A 14,779-nucleotide genomic window follows, 5' to 3' on the forward strand; every position below is an offset into this window, starting at 1 on the left:
CGGCATGGATGCTCTGCGCGCCGCTGTGCCCGCCTGCCTGCTGTGGGGACTCGTGCTGTCGGGTTGTGTCCGCTCCGTGCCGTCCGCGCCGGAGGCGGGAGGAGGGGAGGAGATCGCCCTCTGGGAGGACCGCCGCTCGCTGGCGGGGGGCCGGTTGGTGGAACTGGCGGCGAAGGGGTCCGTGCCGGTGCGCGTGCGGGCCCTGCGCGCGCTCGCCCGCATCCAGGAGCCGTCCACGCTGGAGGCCGTGCTGGGCGGATGGGGTGCCGCCGAGGTGCCCGTGCGGGACGAGGCGGCCTTCGCCGCGGGGGTGCTGGCGCTCTCGTGGGAGCCGCTCACGGACGCGGAGAAGGCGCGGATGACGGAGGCGCTGCTGGCCGCCGAGGGCGCGGAGAAGGACGAGGGCGTGCGGCGCACGTTGCTCGAGTCGCTGGGGAAGCTGGCCACGCCGGGGGCGGTGAAGCGCCTCACGGAGCGGCTCTCGGAGGGGAATCCGGAGGTCGCGGGCCGGGCGGCGGTGGGGCTCGGGGTGGCGGCACGCCGGGGCGCGTCGTTGGCGGAGGTGCCGTTGGCGCGGGCGGCGGTGCTGCTCCAGTCCGGACAGCCCGAGGCGGCGCGTTTCGGCGGGGCCTACCTCCTGGCGAGCGCGAAGCGTCCCGAGGGGCTCGGCATGCTGCGGCGCTGTCTCGGGGATGACGCGCCGGACGTGAGGGCCCTGTGCGCGAAGGGGGTGGGGGACGTGGGAGGCCCGGAGGACGCGGCCGTGGTGGGCCGGCTGCTGGGGGACGAGGTGCCCCGCGTGGCGGCCGAGGCCTCGCGGGCGCTGGCGAAGCTGGCCTCGCGTTGCAGCGGAGACTGCACCCCGCTGGACGCGCTTCGGACCCTGACGGCCCGGGTGGAGCGTGTGGCGCGAGGAGACTCCGCGGCGGGTCACGCACTGCTCGCGCTGGCGCAGCAGGGCCTGCCCGAGGCGGGACGTCCGGTGCTGGTGGCGCTGCGGCGCGCGCTCCAGGAGGCGACACCGGGCGCGGTCTCGGAGGTGGCCTCGGGAGATTTGATGAACCTCGACTGCCGTCTGGCGGCGGCGCTCGATCGGCAGACGGGAGCACTCGATGAAGCGCTGCGCTGTGGAGGCGGCTGGGTGCGAGCGGTGCGGCGGCTGTCCCTTGGCCTGCGCGAGGTGGCGCAGTCGAAGGGGAGGGGAGGCGCGAGCAGTGCGGTGCAGTACCTGTCGTATCCGGACACGCGGGTAAGGCTGGCGGCGCTCGACGCGGTGGCATCCCGTCCGGTGCCCGAGGCCGCCGGGCCCGTGCGGGCGCTCCTGGAGGGGAAAGACCCGGTGGAGGCCGCGGCGGCGGCGAGCACGGCTGGGAAGCTGAAAGACATGGAGGCACTGCCGCTGGTGCGAGCGCTCGCGGAGCGCGTGCCGCAGGAGCCGGACATGGCCGCGCCGGTGGCGGAGGGGCTGGTGGAGTTGGCGGGGAAGGACGCGGAGCCGATGCTGCGGAAGTGGCTGGAGCACCCGCACGCCAACGTGCGCCGTGTGGCGGCCGAGTCGCTCTCGAGCCTCACGGGGCAGCCCGTGCGGGCCGCGCACGTGGAGCTGCCGGACAACGCACTCCGTCCCGAGCCCGCTCCGGTGGGGAGCACGCTCACGTTCCATACGAACAAGGGGGACTTCACGGTGGCGCTGGACGCGGAGGCACCGCTGACGTCGGGCAACCTGGTGGCGCTCGCGCGCAAGGGCTACTTCCGGGGCACCACCTTCCACCGCGTGGTGCCGGACTTCGTCGCGCAGGGGGGAGACCCGCGCGGAGACGGTGAGGGTGGTCCGGGCTACTCCATCCGTTGCGAGATCACCCGGCGGCCCTATCGCCGCGCCGTGCTGGGGATGGCGCTGTCGGGCAAGGACACGGGAGGCAGCCAGTTCTTCTTCACCCACTCGCCGCAGCCGCACCTGGATGGCCGCTACACGGCCTTCGGCGAGGTGACGCGCGGCATGGAGGTGGTGGACCGCCTCCTGGAGGGCGACACCATCCAGGAGGTGGAGGTGTCGCCCTGAAGCAAGGACGGCTACTGGATGAGCGGTGCTCCAGACTGGAACCCTGTCTGGACTCGTAGCTCCGACAGAGCGCTCAACAGCCACTTGCGAAGGCTGTTGCCGTGAGGAAGACGGCGAATGCTCCGTTCGGTCTCATCCAGCATGCGACGGGCCTCGCGATTGTCGTGCTGCGGGTGCCGTTGGCACCATCGCGCGTACAGACAGGCGACGTGGTAGCGGCGTTCGACGTTCGAGTAGCCCAGGCGATGAATGCGCCGCAGCGTGCGCCCGAAGATCGGCCATGGGCAGTCGTGCCCATACGCTTCGGTGAAGATCGCCTCGGCAATCCGCCGTTGTACCTCTTGTCGTTCGTACGCCGTCATCACGACTGAACGCAGCAGTTGCCGCTCCAGCGCCTTGAACCTGGACTCCAAGGTCTCGAAGGAATCGTCGAACGAGGCGACGAGTGTCTGCTCCAGCGTTCGTGCTACCTCCATGAAGCGGCGCTTTGAGCTGGCGGAGACCCTCACCATCGGCAAGGTCTTTCGTCCCAGAGTCTATCGGGCCAGACCACATTGTTCTGCATGCATGAATCCTTGCAGGGCCAATCGTGTCATCAGCATCAGGGCCGCAGTGGCCACCAGTATGGAGCGGTGCGGTGCGGAGCTCCTGATGTGCATCGGGCACCTCTTCCCCTCTTCCGAAAGCGCCCAGGCTGGTGCGCGAGCGACTCTTCCGTCGCTGGCGACGAGTCTCGAACAGACGAGACGGCCGTCTCAATCAGAGGGGACGCCTCCTGACTATTCTGCGTAGGGTAGCCAACAACCACGGGGCCGCGTCCTGATGAACGTCACATCGACTCCTCCGAGCCCTACCTCGGAACGCAGCGGCACGGGCATGACACGGAGGATGCTTCTCTGGTCCCTGGGCCTCGCGACTCCGCTGCTCACCTTCACGGGAGGCTTCGCACTCTGGAAGTCCCGAGCGGCGCGCGAGCCACCCGATTCCGGGCAGGCCCTTTCCAGTGCATTGCAGCACACCCGGCTCGCTCATCGGGCCGCCGTTACGGGAGAAATGGAGCGCGCTCGACAGGAGGCCTCCGCGGCCCTGACTGAAGCACCAGGCCATGCTCCGGCGCATGTCGTTCTCGCGTGCGTCGCACTGGAATCAGGTGACCTCTCCGCGGCACAGGAGGTTCTTCGCCGAGTGAGTGCCTTGGCTCCCGGGCAACCGGAGTTGCGGATTCTGGAGACGCTCCTGGCGAATCAGCGGCGAGATGTCCCGGTGGGGTGGGGACAGGCTTTTCTCGAAGCCTGGACGGAGTTGGGCCGCCCCGACCTGCAGGAGAGTGCCTTGTTGCCGGAGCCCCTCCTCGCGAGCCTCGATGAATCAGGGCTCGAGAGCGCCTGGGATCGTGCCCCCTCTTCGCGGGTGCGTCTCATCTTGACCCTGCTCTCCCTGAATCCTTCCGAGGCGCGTGCCCGTTGGGTCCTCGAGCAGGTTCCGGAGCTCGACGATTCCGCGCTGCTCGTCGCGGCATTCGATCTACTGCGCGACAAGAGGCTCCCGGTGTCCGTCCAGCAAGAGGCCGCGCCCGTGTTGCGCCAGCGTTTCGCTCAGCTCTCTTCACCTTCAGCCATGCGGCTTCGCCTGTTGCACCTGCTGGTGGGAACGGAGCGGGATGCACCGTTGGGTCCCCATGAACTGGAAACGCTCGAGGCCATCTCGGTGCTCCCCACCTGGAAGGAGGACTCCTTCACACGGCCTTTCCAGGAGGCGCGGCGATGCCTGGTGGACCTGTCGGTGCCCGGCTCCACGGGGGCTGCCTTCGCGGTGGCGGAGCGGACGCTGGGCCATCGCGGTGTGCTCCTGCTGCTCTGGCGGGCCGCGGCCACCCGGGAGCGGCTCTCCTGAGGACGAGCGCCGCAGGATGGGACGCATGCTCTGGCGCATCGGAAGCCAACTCACCGGGCAGTCCTCGCTCCTGGAGCACTCGGTGGGAAGCTCGCTCATGGCGTCCGGAGCCTCCAGCCTGCGGCATGGCCGCGATCAGCGGGAGGCCTTCGCGCGCGAGGACGAGCTGCACGCGGCCGTCATGAGCTCGCTCCGGGCCGCGCTCGACCGGTGGCCGCTGCGCTCGCTCTCGGAGCAACTGCTGGAATCACGGGCGCGCAGCGAGGTGACCTGGCTGCGCGCCTTCGTGGGCAAGGGCGCGCTCCCGTGAGAGACGCGCTCAGCTCGCGACGCGGTTGGGCACCTTGCCCGGCGTGAAGCCGGCCCAGAGCGCGTTCTCCGCGTTCTCCATGTCCTCGACCTTCTTGCGGATGCGCTGCCACTCCGCGTCCGGAATGCGCAGGAAGGCCTCGGACAGCTCCGGGTCGAACTGCGTGCCCGAGCAGCGCTTGATCTCATCGCGCGCCACGGACATCGGCCGGCCCTTGCGGTACGGGCGATCCGAGGTGATGGCGTCCACCGTGTCCGCGATGGCGAAGATGCGCGCCCCGATCACGATGTCCTTGCCCTTGAGCCCCTGCGGATAGCCCTTGCCGTCCCACCGCTCCTGGTGGTGCAGCACGATCAGCGAGGCCTCGTGCAGGTAGGGCATCTTCGCGAGGATCTTGTACCCGTACTCGGGATGCTTGCGCATCTCCACCCATTCCTCGGGCGAGAGCGGGCCGGGCTTGAGCAGGATGGTGTCGCTCACGCCGATCTTCCCGATGTCGTGCAGCAGGGCTCCCTGCTCCACCACCTCGAGCTGCGTGGGCGTGAGACCGATCTCCTCGCCAATGCGCCGCGAGTAGAGCGACACCCGGCGCGAGTGCCACTGCGTCTCGGTATCGCGGTAGTCGAGCGCGCTGATGAGGCCGTCCAGCAGGCCGTTGGTGCGCTCCACCACCATGCGCTCGAGGTCGCGGTTGATGAGCGTCAGCTCCGCGTTCTTCTCGGCCACCTCCCGCGTGAGCCGCTCGTTGGACTCCACGAGCTTGAAATGCTCGAAAGCCTGCCGCACCGCACTGGTCAGCTCGCTGAGCGACCAGGGCTTGCCCAACAGACGGAACACCTCTCCCCGGTTGACCGCCTCGGACGCCGTACGGAAGTCCGCGGCCGCCGTGAGCATCAGGCGTACGGCGCGCGGGTTCTTCTCACGCAGGGTCCTCAGGAGCTCCACGCCGTTGAGCAACGGCATCATGAAGTCCGTCAGCACCACCTGGAATCCTTCTTCCTTGGCGGCCTGGGCAGGATCCGTGTGGGTGACGACCTCGTAGCCCTCCGACTGGAGGATCCGCGACAGCGCGGCCAGAATGAGGGGATCGTCATCCACCACCAGGATGCGGTCCATGAACACAGCCTCCCAACCCTTCGAAATAGGGACGGACATCGAAGAAACCGGGCCGTTATACACGTCTTTGCGCCCGAAGGTCACACCCGCAGGGTGTGGGCTCGCACTCTTGCTCGCTTTACAACCCCTCGTAACCTCTCTTCTTTCTGGGAGGGGACGATCTGCCTGCCTCACGAGCCGCTTGCCTGTCCGGCTGGGGGTGGTCTATGGTGCGCGACATTGCTGCATTGTGGTGTAACTCCTTGATTTTTGGAGAGTTCTCCGATGCCTAGAGCCTCCGCAGGGCCGGTCCCGGTGGTGGTCATGGGGTTGGGAGTCATCGGGCAGGAGATCGCCAGGGCGGCCCAGCTCTCACCTGAGGTGGAGCTGATCGGTGCCGTGGACGCCAACCCCCAGTTGGTGGGGCGTCCCCTGTCGGATGTGCTCGGGGGCCCCGCACTGAAGGTGAAGGTGGCTGGCACGCTGGAGGCGGCCGTGGGACGGCGCAAGGGCGCCGTGCTGCTGCATGCCACCGGCTCGCGCCTGGAGCAGGTGATGGATCAGCTGCTCGACGCCCTCAAGCTCGGCCTGCCCATCGTCTCCACCTGTGAGGAGCTGGCCTTCCCCTTCCTCAAGTATCCCGAGCTGGCCGAGAAGCTGGACCGCGCGGCGCAAGCCGCGGGCGTGGCGGTGCTCGGCACCGGCGTCAATCCGGGCTTCGTGATGGACCGGCTGGTGGCGGTGGCGGGCCAGGCGTGCGGCCCGGTGCGCCATGCCACGGTGACGCGCGTGGTGGACGCGCGCACGCGCCGCGAAGCGCTCCAGCGCAAGGTGGGCGCCGGCCTGACCGAGGACGAGTTCTTCGCCCTGGTGGACAAGGATCAGATGGGGCACGTGGGCCTGGTGGAGAGCGCGGCCCTGTGCGCGTTGGGACTCGGCATGGACTGCGACGACTTCGAGGAGGAGATCGTCCCCGTCTTCGCCGAGGAGGACATCCTGGATGGTGCCTTCCCGGTGAAGAAGGGCCGGGTGGCGGGAATCTTCCAGTCCGCCGTGGGTCTGGAGGAAGGGCAGGAGCGGGTTCGGTTGGAGCTCACCATCGCGGTGGGGGCTGACAATCCGGGGGATCGCATCGAGATTGAGGCGGACCCGAAGCTGGTGCTGGAGATTCGCGGGGGCGTGCCCGGGGACCGGGCCACCGCCAACACGTTGGTGAATGCGGCCCCGCGCGTGACTGCCGCCGAGGCGGGCCTCTTGACCGTGCTCGAGCTTCCGGCCGGTCGTTAAAGGGAGAGGGACATGCTGGACAAGAACGCGATCGGCCGGGCCTCCCCGCCGTTCCTGAACGAGGTGGAGAAGGGCGCCATCCGGCGCTTCGCCGAGTCCCTCGGCGATTACAACCCCATCTATTACGACGAGGAGTATGCGCGGGCCTCGGGCTACCCCACGGTAGTGGCCCCGCCTACCTTCCCCGCGTCCTTCAGCTCGGCGGCGGATCTGCGCGAGCTGTTGGGGGTGGGCATCAAGAGCCTGCTGCACGCCGAGCAGTCCTTCGAGTACGAGCGTCCCATCTTCGCCGGTGACCGCATCTTCGTCGCCACGCGGGTGTCGGACGTGCTCGAGCGCACCGGCCCGGCGGGCAAGATGGATGTCGCCGTCATCGAGGACGAGGGCCGGGACGAGGAGGGCAACCTCGTGTTCCGCGCCCGCCGGACGCTCATCGTCCGCGCCGCCAAGGAGAATCCGTAATGCCCGCGCGCAAGCTCTATTTCGAAGGCATCCGCGTCGGCGACGAGCTGCCGGCGCTGGCCAAGGCTCCCATCGATCGCGTGCAGCTGTCGCGCTACGCCGGTGCCTCGGGTGACTTCAACCCCGTCCACGTGGACGAGGTCTACGCCAAGAGCGTGGGCATGCCCTCCGTGTATGCCCCCGGCATGCTCGTCATGGGCATGCTCGGCCAGCTCATCAGCGACTGGGCCCGCGGCGGCCAGCTGCGCCGCTACCACGTGCGCTTCATCAAGATGGTGTGGCCCGGTGACACCGTCGTCTGCAAGGGCCGCGTGAGCGACCGGCACGGCGAGGGTGGCCGCTACTTCGTCGAGGTGGAGCTGTGGGCGGAGAACCAGCGCGGTGAGCTGGTGATGAAGGGCAACTCCACCATCCAGCTCTTCTACTCGCTGGAGGACGAGAACCGGCAGCGCTCCGGCCAGTCCCCCATCGTGGTGGAAGTGCCTCGCGAGAGCCTCCTCCAGGCCTCCGCCGCCCAGACGGCGGGGGAGGGCGAGGAGGACGACGAGCGCAGGGCCGGCAGCATGTCCGGCAAGAAGACGACGGGCTCCAAGCCGGCCGCCAAGACGGCCACGGCGCCCGCTGTCTCCCAGGCCTCCGCCGCGGCGAAGAAGGCCAAGAAGTAGGACTTTCCCCTTCAATCCCCTCCCTGTGGGGGCGGCGAGCAACCCTCGCCGCTCCAACGCGAAGCGTCACTTTTGATTGATTCTGGAGTCAATCGGGATTGACTCTCGAATCAACAGACGTAACCTTTGCGTGTCCCAATGGGGGCCGCTGACCGCCGATGTGGCGGCCGTGAGCCCCACCAACGTACGGGGAGGGGCTCATGTCCGCCGGCATCAACACCTACAAGACCGACCTTCGGGAAATCTTCTTCACGCTGTTCGAGCAGTTCGGCTTCGGCCAGGTCGCGGGGCAGGCCCCCTTTGATGCCTGGGGGCCGGATGAGGCGAAGGCCGTCATTCAGGAGACGTACCGCTTCGCGAAGGAGGTCCTCGGGCCTCTCAACTCCTCGGGTGACCGCGAGGGCTGCCGGCTGGAGAACGGCGCCGTCATCACCCCCAAGGGCTTCAAGGACGCCTGGAAGAAGCTCTACGAGCAGGGCTTCAAGACGGTGGCGGTGAGCCCGGACCATGGCGGCCAGGGTGGCCCCATCATGCTCCAGGTGCTCATCGAGGAGATCCTCTCGGGCGCCAACTCGGCCTTCAACATGTACCCGGGCCTGGCCTTCGGCGCGGCGGAGCTGATCGCCGAGTGCGGCACGCCGGAGCAGAAGAAGCTCTTCGTGGAGCGCATGCTCAACGGCACCTGGGGCGGCACCATGTGCCTCACCGAGCCGCACGCGGGCTCGGACGTGGGCGCGGCGAAGACGAGCGCGCGCAAGAACGCGGACGGCACCTACAGCATCCGTGGCACGAAGATCTTCATCTCGGGCGGTGACCACGACCTGGCGGAGAACGTGGTGCACCTGGTGCTGGCGCGCATCGAGGGCGCGGTGCCGGGCACCAAGGGCCTGTCGCTCTTCATCGTGCCGAAGATCCGCGTGAACGCGGACGGCAGCCTCGCGGGCGGCAACGACGTCACGGTGGGCTCCATCGAGCACAAGATGGGCATCAAGGCGTCGGCCACCTGTGTGCTGAACTTCGGCGAGAACGACGGCTGCGTGGGCGAGCTGGTGGGCGGCGTCGAGAACGTCGGCATGAGCCAGATGTTCAAGATGATGAACGGCGCGCGCATCGCGGTGGGCATCCAGGGCGTGGCGCTGGCGAGCGCGGCGTACTTCAACGCGCTGGAGTACGCGAAGGATCGCAAGCAGGGCGCGCACCTGAGCAAGTGGAAGGATCCCTCGGCGCCGCGCGTGGCCATCATCGAGCACCCGGACGTGCGGCGCATGCTGCTGGAGATGAAGGCGCACGTGGAGGGCATCCGCGCGCTGCTCGTCAAGCTGGCCATGCACACGGACAAGGCGCAGATGATGGCGGGCAAGGACGATGATCAGGCGGCCTACCACCGCGGGCAGGTGGAGCTGCTGACGCCGCTGGTGAAGTCGTACGCGTCGGACCAGGCGTTCCGGCTGTGCGCGCAGGCCATCCAGGTGTACGGCGGCGCCGGCTACTGCCAGGACTACCCGGTGGAGCAGTACACGCGCGACTCGAAGATCTTCTCCATCTACGAGGGCACCAACCACATCCAGGCGATGGATCTGGTGGGCCGGAAGATGGGGCAGTCGGGCGGCGCGAACTTCCAGCAGTTCATGGCGGACGTGGGCGGCTTCATCGAGGCCAACCGCGAGCACAAGGTGTACGGCGAGGCGGTGAAGCAGCTGGCGGCGGCGCAGGAGGGCGTGATGGCGAGCGCCATGGCCGTGCTGGGCTGGTCGCAGGAGCCGTCGAAGATGACGCTCATCCCGCTGTCGGCCAACCGCTTCCTGAACATGATGTCGGAGCTGGCCGTGGGCTGGCTGCTGCTGGACGCGGCCGTCATCGCCGAGCGCGTGGGCGAGAAGGCCACGGGCGACGAGAAGGCCTTCTACGAGGGCAAGAAGTACAGCGCGCTGTGGTACGCGCGCAACGTGCTGCCCAACGTGGAGCAGGCGGCGCGGATGATGGCGACCGAGGACACCTCCTCGGTGGAGATCTCCAACACCGCCTTCGGCAGCATCTGACGTCCAGGCCCGGGGGCTCCCGTACCTCCCAGGCCCACCCTCGCATCCTTCCCTCTCCCGCCGGGAGAGGGGCGGGGTGAGGGTGCCGGGAGCCCCGGGTTGAATACTTCCCGTGCGCCATCGGGGGTTCTTGAGAGAGAATCCCGCCTTCCGTGCTCGACCGCGCTGGAGACCGATGGCCACCAGGAAGACCCGAAAGCAGAAGCAGCCCGAGCCCGTCCGGCCCAAGGACGCGGCCCGGCTCCAGGAACTGCGCCGGAAGATCGACGCCGTGGACCAGCGCCTGGTCCGGCTGTTGAACGAGCGGGCGAGCCTCGTCGTCGAGGTGGGCAAGACCAAGCGCGCCACGGGCACCCCCATCTACGCTCCGCACCGCGAGGCCGAGGTGCTCCGCAAGGTGCTGTCCTCCAACAAGGGACCGCTGAGCGACCGGGCCGTGGAGGGCATCTACCGCGAGCTGATGAGCGGCTCCTTCGCGCTCGAGCAGCCGCTGCGCATCGGCTACCTGGGACCGCCCGGCTCCAACTCGCACGCCGCCGCCGTCAAGCAGTTCGGCTCCTCGGTGGACTACGAGGACCTGCGGGAGATCGGGGGCGTCTTCACCGAGGTGCGCCGCGGGCACGTCAACTACGGGCTCGTCCCCATCGAGAACTCGCTGGGCGGCGGCATCGTGGAGACGCTCGACGCCTTCAAGGCCAACGCCCAGCAGATCTCCGTCTACGGCGAGGTGCAGATCGCCGTGCACCATGCGCTGCTCGCCAACTGCCAGCCCAGCCAGGTCCGGCGCATCCACTCCAAGCCGGAGATCTTCCAGCAGTGCCGCAACTGGCTGAGCACCCAGTACCCCGGCGTCGAGCTCATGCCCGCGGCCAGCAGCTCGCGCGCCGCGCAGATCGCCGCCGACGAGTGCCGCAAGGCCCTGGAGATTGGCGCCGAGCCCGGTTCGGCCGCCATCGGCACGGCGCTCGCGGGGCAGCTCTACGGGCTCAACGTCCTCTTCCCCCGCATCGAGGACGACCCGAACAACATCACCCGCTTCGTCATCATCGCGCGGCAGAACGCCCGGCCCACGGGCGATGACAAGACGTCGATCATGTTCACCACGGACGACAAGCCCGGCGCGCTGGTGTCGGTGCTCGGCGTCTTCCAGTCCGCCGGCATCAACCTCTCGCACATCGACAAGCGGCCGCAGGGGCGGGAGCGGTGGACGTATACGTTCTTCGTCGATGCGCTCGGCCACCGGGAGGACCCGGCCATGGTCGCCGCCATCGAACAGGCCCAGACGCACTGCCGCGATCTCTTCGTCCTGGGCAGCTACCCGCGCTCGCGCCGCATCCTGTGAGCCGCATGCGCCCTCTCCCGCTGGGAGAGGGCGGGGGGTGAGGGGGGTCCAGGTGGCAGGCACGCTCCGGAGGTGTTAGGTGTGCCTCATGAGCGACATCGTGACGATCCGGGTGTGGTCGGACTTCGTTTGACCCTGGTGCTACGTCGGCCTCGTGGAGGTCGAGAAGCTGAAGAAGGAATATGACGTCCAGGTGGACTGGCGTCCGTTCTTCCTGCGTCCGGAGACACCGCCAGAGGGGCTCCCCCTGCCGGCCTACGTGCGCGAGCGGATGAAGGATCCGAACAACCCCCTCAAGCGCAGGGCGGCCGAGGCCGGGTTGAAGATGGTGGATCGCGACATCATCCCCTCGACGCGGCGGGCGCATCAGGCGGCGGAGTTCGCCCGGGACCAGGGGAAGCTCGAGCCGTTCCATGCGGCGGTGCTGCGGCGCTACTGGAGCGAGGGGCAGGACCTGTGGCAGTGGGACACGCTCCGAGGCGCGGCGCAGGAGGCCGGCTTGGATCCCGATGCGATGCAGCGGGCGGTGGAAGAGGGCCGCTACCGCCAGGTCGTCGAGGACGCCGTCCGTGAGGCGCGGGAAGCGGGCATCCAGGCCGTGCCCACCTTCGTGCTCGGAGATCGCTTCGCGCTGCAGGGCGCCCAGGAGTACGGCGTCTTCCAGCAGGTGATGCAGCGGCTGGGCGTCTCACCGCGCGCTCCGCGTCCAGGTTGACCTATCGCGAGTCGCGCACGCCGATGGCGAGCTGGCCGAGCCCGACGCTCTTGGCCAGCTCCATCACCTGCACCACGGTGCCGTGGGGCACGCCCTCGTCGGCCTGGACGATGACCACGGTGTCCGGGTTCTCCTCCTGGGCCTTCGCGAAGGCGCGCTTGAGCTCGTCCTCGCTGACCACGTTGCCGCCCAGCACGAAGCGCCCGTCCGCGAGTACCGCCACGGACAAGTCGGTGGCCCGCGCCGTCACGTCGGTGGTGCCGCCCTTGGGCAGGTTCACCTTGAGGCCCGTCTGCGCCCCTCCCGGTGCCTGCTGGACGATCACCGAGCTCGTCACCATGAAGATGATGAGCAGCACGAGGAAGATGTCCGTCAGCGGGGTGATGTTGATCTCCGCGAAGCCGACGTCCTCGCCGCTTCCCTCGGAGTCCCCCGGAGTCTTGCCCATCGCCATGGCAGTGGACCTCAGGCCTCCGGCTGGGAACGCGGCGCGTCCACCGGGGCCGGAGCAGTGGAAGAGGAAGCGGAAGCCGCCGAGCCATTCATGGGCCGCTCGCGCAGCAGCTCGGCGAACTCGTCACCCATGAGCCGCAGCTCCACGAGCACCCGCGACAGCCTCGCCTGGAAGTAGTTGTAGAAGGCCATGGCCTGCACGGCCACGAGGATGCCCACCGCCGTGGCCACCAGCGCCTCGGAGATGCCCGTCATCACCGCCGCGCTGCCACCCGAGCCGCCCGCCTGCACGTCCAGGCCCAGGTCCTTGAAGGACTTCATGATGCCGGCCACCGTGCCGAACAGGCCCACGAACGGCGTCAGCGAGCCGATGGTGGCCAGAATCCACAGGTTGCGCCGCAGCCGCAGGCCCACCTGGGCGCGCTCGCGCTCCACCGCGGACTCCACGCCGTCCCCGGTGCCCCGGGTGCGCTCGAGCCGATCGAAGCCCGCCAGGAAGATGTCCGCCACGGCGGCATCCGAGCGCTCGGTGGCGGTGCGGGCGGCGGTGATGTCCCCGCGCAGCAGGTGCTTGTGCACCGTGTCGCCGAGGGCCCGCGAGCGCTCGCTCACCCCCCACAGGGCGATCAGCCGCTCGATGGCCACACCCAGGGCCACCACGGAGGCGAGGAGGAGGGAGGCGAGGGTGACGCCGCCGATACGCAGGTAGTGGAGGAGGTCGGAAAGGCTCATGAATGGTGGCCAGGAAGGTCGGCCTGGCGCGAGACTAAAGCCATGAACCGCGCAGCCGCAGCAATCTTCCTGGCTCTCTTATGTTCAGGCTGTCCCAAGCGCATCGATTTCGGCCCCCAGGGCCCCATCACCGACGCCGGGGAGCTCTTCCGTCTGGTGAGCGCCGCCCAGGACCAGGTGGCCACCCTCCAGGGTGACGGGAAGCTCCGGGTCGAGTCGCCCCAGGGCTCCGGCACCGTCTCCGCCTTCCTGGCCGCCTCCCGGCCGGGCCTGCTGCGCGTGGAGATGTTCGACTTCTTCAACCGGCCCATCGCCGTGCTCGTCACCGACGGCCAGCGCTTCGGCCTGCTCCAGTTCCAGGAGAACACGTACTACCAGGGGCCGGCGACCCCCCGGAACCTCTCGCGCTTCCTGCCCCTGGCCCTGCCGAGCGAGGAGCTGGTCTCCGTCATGCTCGGCAAGGTGCCCTTCATCCCCGCCGAGCGCATGACGCTCGCCCTGGATGAGAAGGAGCGGCTGTACGTCCTCACGCTCCACAAGGGAGCCGTGTTCCAGGTGCTCCACATCCACCCCAAGCACCTCCGGGTGGTGCGCAGCGAGGTCCGCGGCATCCAGGCCTATGGGCTCGAGTACGACCACTTCAAGGAGCAGGGGGACTTCGTCTTCCCCCACGAGGTGACGCTCCGGGCCCCCAACGCCGGCACCTCCGTGGGCGTGCGCTACACCGGCATCACCCTCAACGAGTCCCCGGACCTGACGCTCTTCGACCTCACCGCGCCCGAGCACGTCCGCGTCGTCGAGGTGGACGAGGGGGGGCAGTCCCTCCCTCCGGTTGCCCTGCCTCCTGCCTCGCCCGGTTCTTGAGCGGGCCTCGTCGATAATGCGGCAATGCTTGGAACTTCAGGTAGACTGACGCCAAAGGCGGGTCCGTTCGGACTCACCGCGACTGCGACATGGCACAGATCAAGCTTGGTGAACTGCTGATCAAGGCGAACGTGCTCCAGGAGAGCCAGCTCAAGGCGGCGCTCGCGGAGCAGGCGAAGTGGGGCGGGAAGCTGGGAGAGATCCTGGTGCGGATGAACCTCGTGTCCGAGGACATCCTGGTGCGGGCGTTGTCCAAGCAGCTGGCCATTCCGGCGGTGAACCTGGACGCGGTGAAGGAGATCCCCGCGCACGTGCTCAACAAGATCCCGCTGCAGACGGCGCGGGACTTCGCGGTGCTGCCGCTGCAGTTGCGCGACGACGGCAAGACGCTGGTGGTGGCCATCTCGGACCCGCTCAACGTGCGGCAGCTGGACGAGCTGCGCGCCGTCACCAAGTGCCGCATCGTGCCGAACGTGGCCGGACGCACGGCCATCGCCCGCTCCATGGCGCGCTTCTACGACGACCAGGGCGAGCTGGCCGAGGCGGACACCAACTTCAAGGTGGTGGACGCCCAGGGCCGCACGGTCGTCAAGAACATGAACGCGCCCACCGCGCCTCCGCCGGCCGCGGCTCCCTCCCGGACGCCGGCCCCCATGCCGCCCACGCCCTCGCGCGAGGTGCCGTCGGTGCGCGGCGGCAACGGCAGCCCCGTGGAGCTCCTGCGCAGCGTGGAGGAGGTGCAGCGCAAGGAAGTGGCCGCCCTCAAGGCCATGGTGGAGCTGCTCATCGAGAAGGGCGTCTTCACCCGCGACGAGTACCTGGCGAAGGTCAAGCGGTAAGCCGTCCAGCCCCCCCGTCCT

The 14,779-nt window shown here is 68.8% G+C and carries 14 protein-coding genes and 2 pseudogenes; 12 read left to right on the forward strand and 4 right to left on the reverse strand.

What is annotated here, in order from left to right; all coding sequences use genetic code 11:
• Positions 1-4: 4 nt before the first annotated feature.
• Entirely contained in the window at positions 5-2,062 is a 2,058-nt protein-coding gene (locus tag AC16DP_RS07245) for a peptidylprolyl isomerase (protein ID WP_329728550.1), read from the forward strand.
• 11 nt (positions 2,063-2,073) lie between these two features.
• Here AC16DP_RS07245 and AC16DP_RS07250 read toward each other — a convergent pair whose 3' ends face one another.
• A complete protein-coding gene (locus tag AC16DP_RS07250) occupies positions 2,074-2,574 on the reverse strand; it encodes a hypothetical protein (RefSeq protein ID WP_329728551.1) in 501 nt (166 codons plus the stop codon).
• A 541-nt stretch (positions 2,575-3,115) separates the two neighbouring features.
• Between AC16DP_RS07250 and AC16DP_RS07255 the strand changes: the two are divergent.
• From AC16DP_RS07255 to AC16DP_RS07265, 3 genes and pseudogenes are all read left to right on the forward strand, one after another.
• A pseudogene (locus AC16DP_RS07255) lies at positions 3,116-3,280 on the forward strand (tetratricopeptide repeat protein); the annotation flags it as partial.
• 204 nt (positions 3,281-3,484) lie between these two features.
• A complete protein-coding gene (locus AC16DP_RS07260; RefSeq protein WP_329728552.1) occupies positions 3,485-3,955 on the forward strand; it encodes a hypothetical protein in 471 nt (156 codons plus the stop codon).
• A gap of 25 nt (positions 3,956-3,980) precedes the next feature.
• A complete protein-coding gene (locus AC16DP_RS07265; RefSeq protein WP_329728553.1) occupies positions 3,981-4,265 on the forward strand; it encodes a hypothetical protein in 285 nt (94 codons plus the stop codon).
• A gap of 9 nt (positions 4,266-4,274) precedes the next feature.
• On the opposite strand, the gene AC16DP_RS07270 is transcribed toward AC16DP_RS07265, so the two are convergent.
• A complete protein-coding gene (locus AC16DP_RS07270; RefSeq protein WP_047856925.1) occupies positions 4,275-5,381 on the reverse strand; it encodes an HD domain-containing phosphohydrolase in 1,107 nt (368 codons plus the stop codon).
• Positions 5,382-5,645: 264 nt separating this feature from the next.
• On the opposite strand from AC16DP_RS07270, the gene AC16DP_RS07275 reads away from it, so the two are divergent.
• From AC16DP_RS07275 to AC16DP_RS07300, 6 genes and pseudogenes are all read left to right on the forward strand, one after another.
• Positions 5,646-6,647 (forward strand): NAD(P)H-dependent amine dehydrogenase family protein, encoded by a 1,002-nt coding sequence (locus tag AC16DP_RS07275; protein WP_329728554.1) that lies wholly within the window; start codon positions 5,646-5,648, stop codon positions 6,645-6,647.
• 12 nt (positions 6,648-6,659) lie between these two features.
• The gene (locus AC16DP_RS07280; RefSeq protein ID WP_043388894.1) at positions 6,660-7,109 is read left to right on the forward strand and encodes a MaoC family dehydratase N-terminal domain-containing protein; all 450 of its coding nucleotides are present in this window, start codon (positions 6,660-6,662) and stop codon (positions 7,107-7,109) included.
• On the forward strand, positions 7,109-7,774 hold the full coding sequence (locus AC16DP_RS07285; RefSeq protein ID WP_329728555.1) for a MaoC family dehydratase: 666 nt from the start codon (positions 7,109-7,111) through the stop codon (positions 7,772-7,774). The genes AC16DP_RS07280 and AC16DP_RS07285 overlap by 1 nt, the downstream gene beginning before the upstream one ends.
• Before the next feature lie 200 nt (positions 7,775-7,974).
• A complete protein-coding gene (locus AC16DP_RS07290; protein WP_329728556.1) occupies positions 7,975-9,813 on the forward strand; it encodes an acyl-CoA dehydrogenase in 1,839 nt (612 codons plus the stop codon).
• Positions 9,814-9,988: 175 nt separating this feature from the next.
• Positions 9,989-11,155 carry a chorismate mutase gene (gene pheA, locus AC16DP_RS07295; RefSeq protein WP_329728557.1) on the forward strand — a complete coding sequence of 389 codons (1,167 nt, stop codon included), beginning with the start codon at positions 9,989-9,991 and terminating at the stop codon, positions 11,153-11,155.
• Positions 11,156-11,300: 145 nt separating this feature from the next.
• Positions 11,301-11,870, forward strand: a pseudogene (locus AC16DP_RS07300) (DsbA family oxidoreductase); the annotation flags it as partial.
• A 1-nt stretch (position 11,871) separates the two neighbouring features.
• On the opposite strand, the gene AC16DP_RS07305 reads toward AC16DP_RS07300, so the two are convergent.
• Together AC16DP_RS07305 and AC16DP_RS07310 are read right to left on the reverse strand one after the other, a co-directional pair.
• Positions 11,872-12,324, reverse strand: a complete 453-nt coding sequence (locus AC16DP_RS07305; protein ID WP_329728558.1) for an ExbD/TolR family protein — start codon at positions 12,322-12,324, stop codon at positions 11,872-11,874.
• Between the two features lie 11 nt (positions 12,325-12,335).
• Positions 12,336-13,055, reverse strand: a complete 720-nt coding sequence (locus AC16DP_RS07310) for a MotA/TolQ/ExbB proton channel family protein (protein WP_329728559.1) — start codon at positions 13,053-13,055, stop codon at positions 12,336-12,338.
• 42 nt (positions 13,056-13,097) lie between these two features.
• Here AC16DP_RS07310 and AC16DP_RS07315 point away from each other — a divergent pair, with 42 nt between their 5' ends.
• A complete protein-coding gene (locus tag AC16DP_RS07315) occupies positions 13,098-13,919 on the forward strand; it encodes a DUF4292 domain-containing protein (protein ID WP_329728560.1) in 822 nt (273 codons plus the stop codon).
• An 89-nt stretch (positions 13,920-14,008) separates the two neighbouring features.
• On the forward strand, positions 14,009-14,758 hold the full coding sequence (locus AC16DP_RS07320) for a cyclic di-GMP-binding domain-containing protein, MshE-related (protein ID WP_329728561.1): 750 nt from the start codon (positions 14,009-14,011) through the stop codon (positions 14,756-14,758).
• The last annotated feature ends 21 nt before the right edge of the window (positions 14,759-14,779 follow it).

The organism is Archangium sp. (genome assembly GCF_057119385.1).

Coding starts and splice junctions, on each gene's coding strand:
- AC16DP_RS07245 (WP_329728550.1), top strand. CDS start 5: ATGGATGCTCTGCGCGCCGCTGTGCCCGCCTGCCTGCTGTGGGGACTC.
- AC16DP_RS07250 (WP_329728551.1), bottom strand. CDS start 2,574: ATGGTGAGGGTCTCCGCCAGCTCAAAGCGCCGCTTCATGGAGGTAGCA.
- AC16DP_RS07265 (WP_329728553.1), top strand. CDS start 3,981: ATGCTCTGGCGCATCGGAAGCCAACTCACCGGGCAGTCCTCGCTCCTG.
- AC16DP_RS07270 (WP_047856925.1), bottom strand. CDS start 5,381: ATGGACCGCATCCTGGTGGTGGATGACGATCCCCTCATTCTGGCCGCG.
- AC16DP_RS07275 (WP_329728554.1), top strand. CDS start 5,646: ATGCCTAGAGCCTCCGCAGGGCCGGTCCCGGTGGTGGTCATGGGGTTG.
- AC16DP_RS07280 (WP_043388894.1), top strand. CDS start 6,660: ATGCTGGACAAGAACGCGATCGGCCGGGCCTCCCCGCCGTTCCTGAAC.
- AC16DP_RS07285 (WP_329728555.1), top strand. CDS start 7,109: ATGCCCGCGCGCAAGCTCTATTTCGAAGGCATCCGCGTCGGCGACGAG.
- AC16DP_RS07290 (WP_329728556.1), top strand. CDS start 7,975: ATGTCCGCCGGCATCAACACCTACAAGACCGACCTTCGGGAAATCTTC.
- pheA (WP_329728557.1), top strand. CDS start 9,989: ATGGCCACCAGGAAGACCCGAAAGCAGAAGCAGCCCGAGCCCGTCCGG.
- AC16DP_RS07305 (WP_329728558.1), bottom strand. CDS start 12,324: ATGGCGATGGGCAAGACTCCGGGGGACTCCGAGGGAAGCGGCGAGGAC.
- AC16DP_RS07310 (WP_329728559.1), bottom strand. CDS start 13,055: ATGAGCCTTTCCGACCTCCTCCACTACCTGCGTATCGGCGGCGTCACC.
- AC16DP_RS07315 (WP_329728560.1), top strand. CDS start 13,098: ATGAACCGCGCAGCCGCAGCAATCTTCCTGGCTCTCTTATGTTCAGGC.
- AC16DP_RS07320 (WP_329728561.1), top strand. CDS start 14,009: ATGGCACAGATCAAGCTTGGTGAACTGCTGATCAAGGCGAACGTGCTC.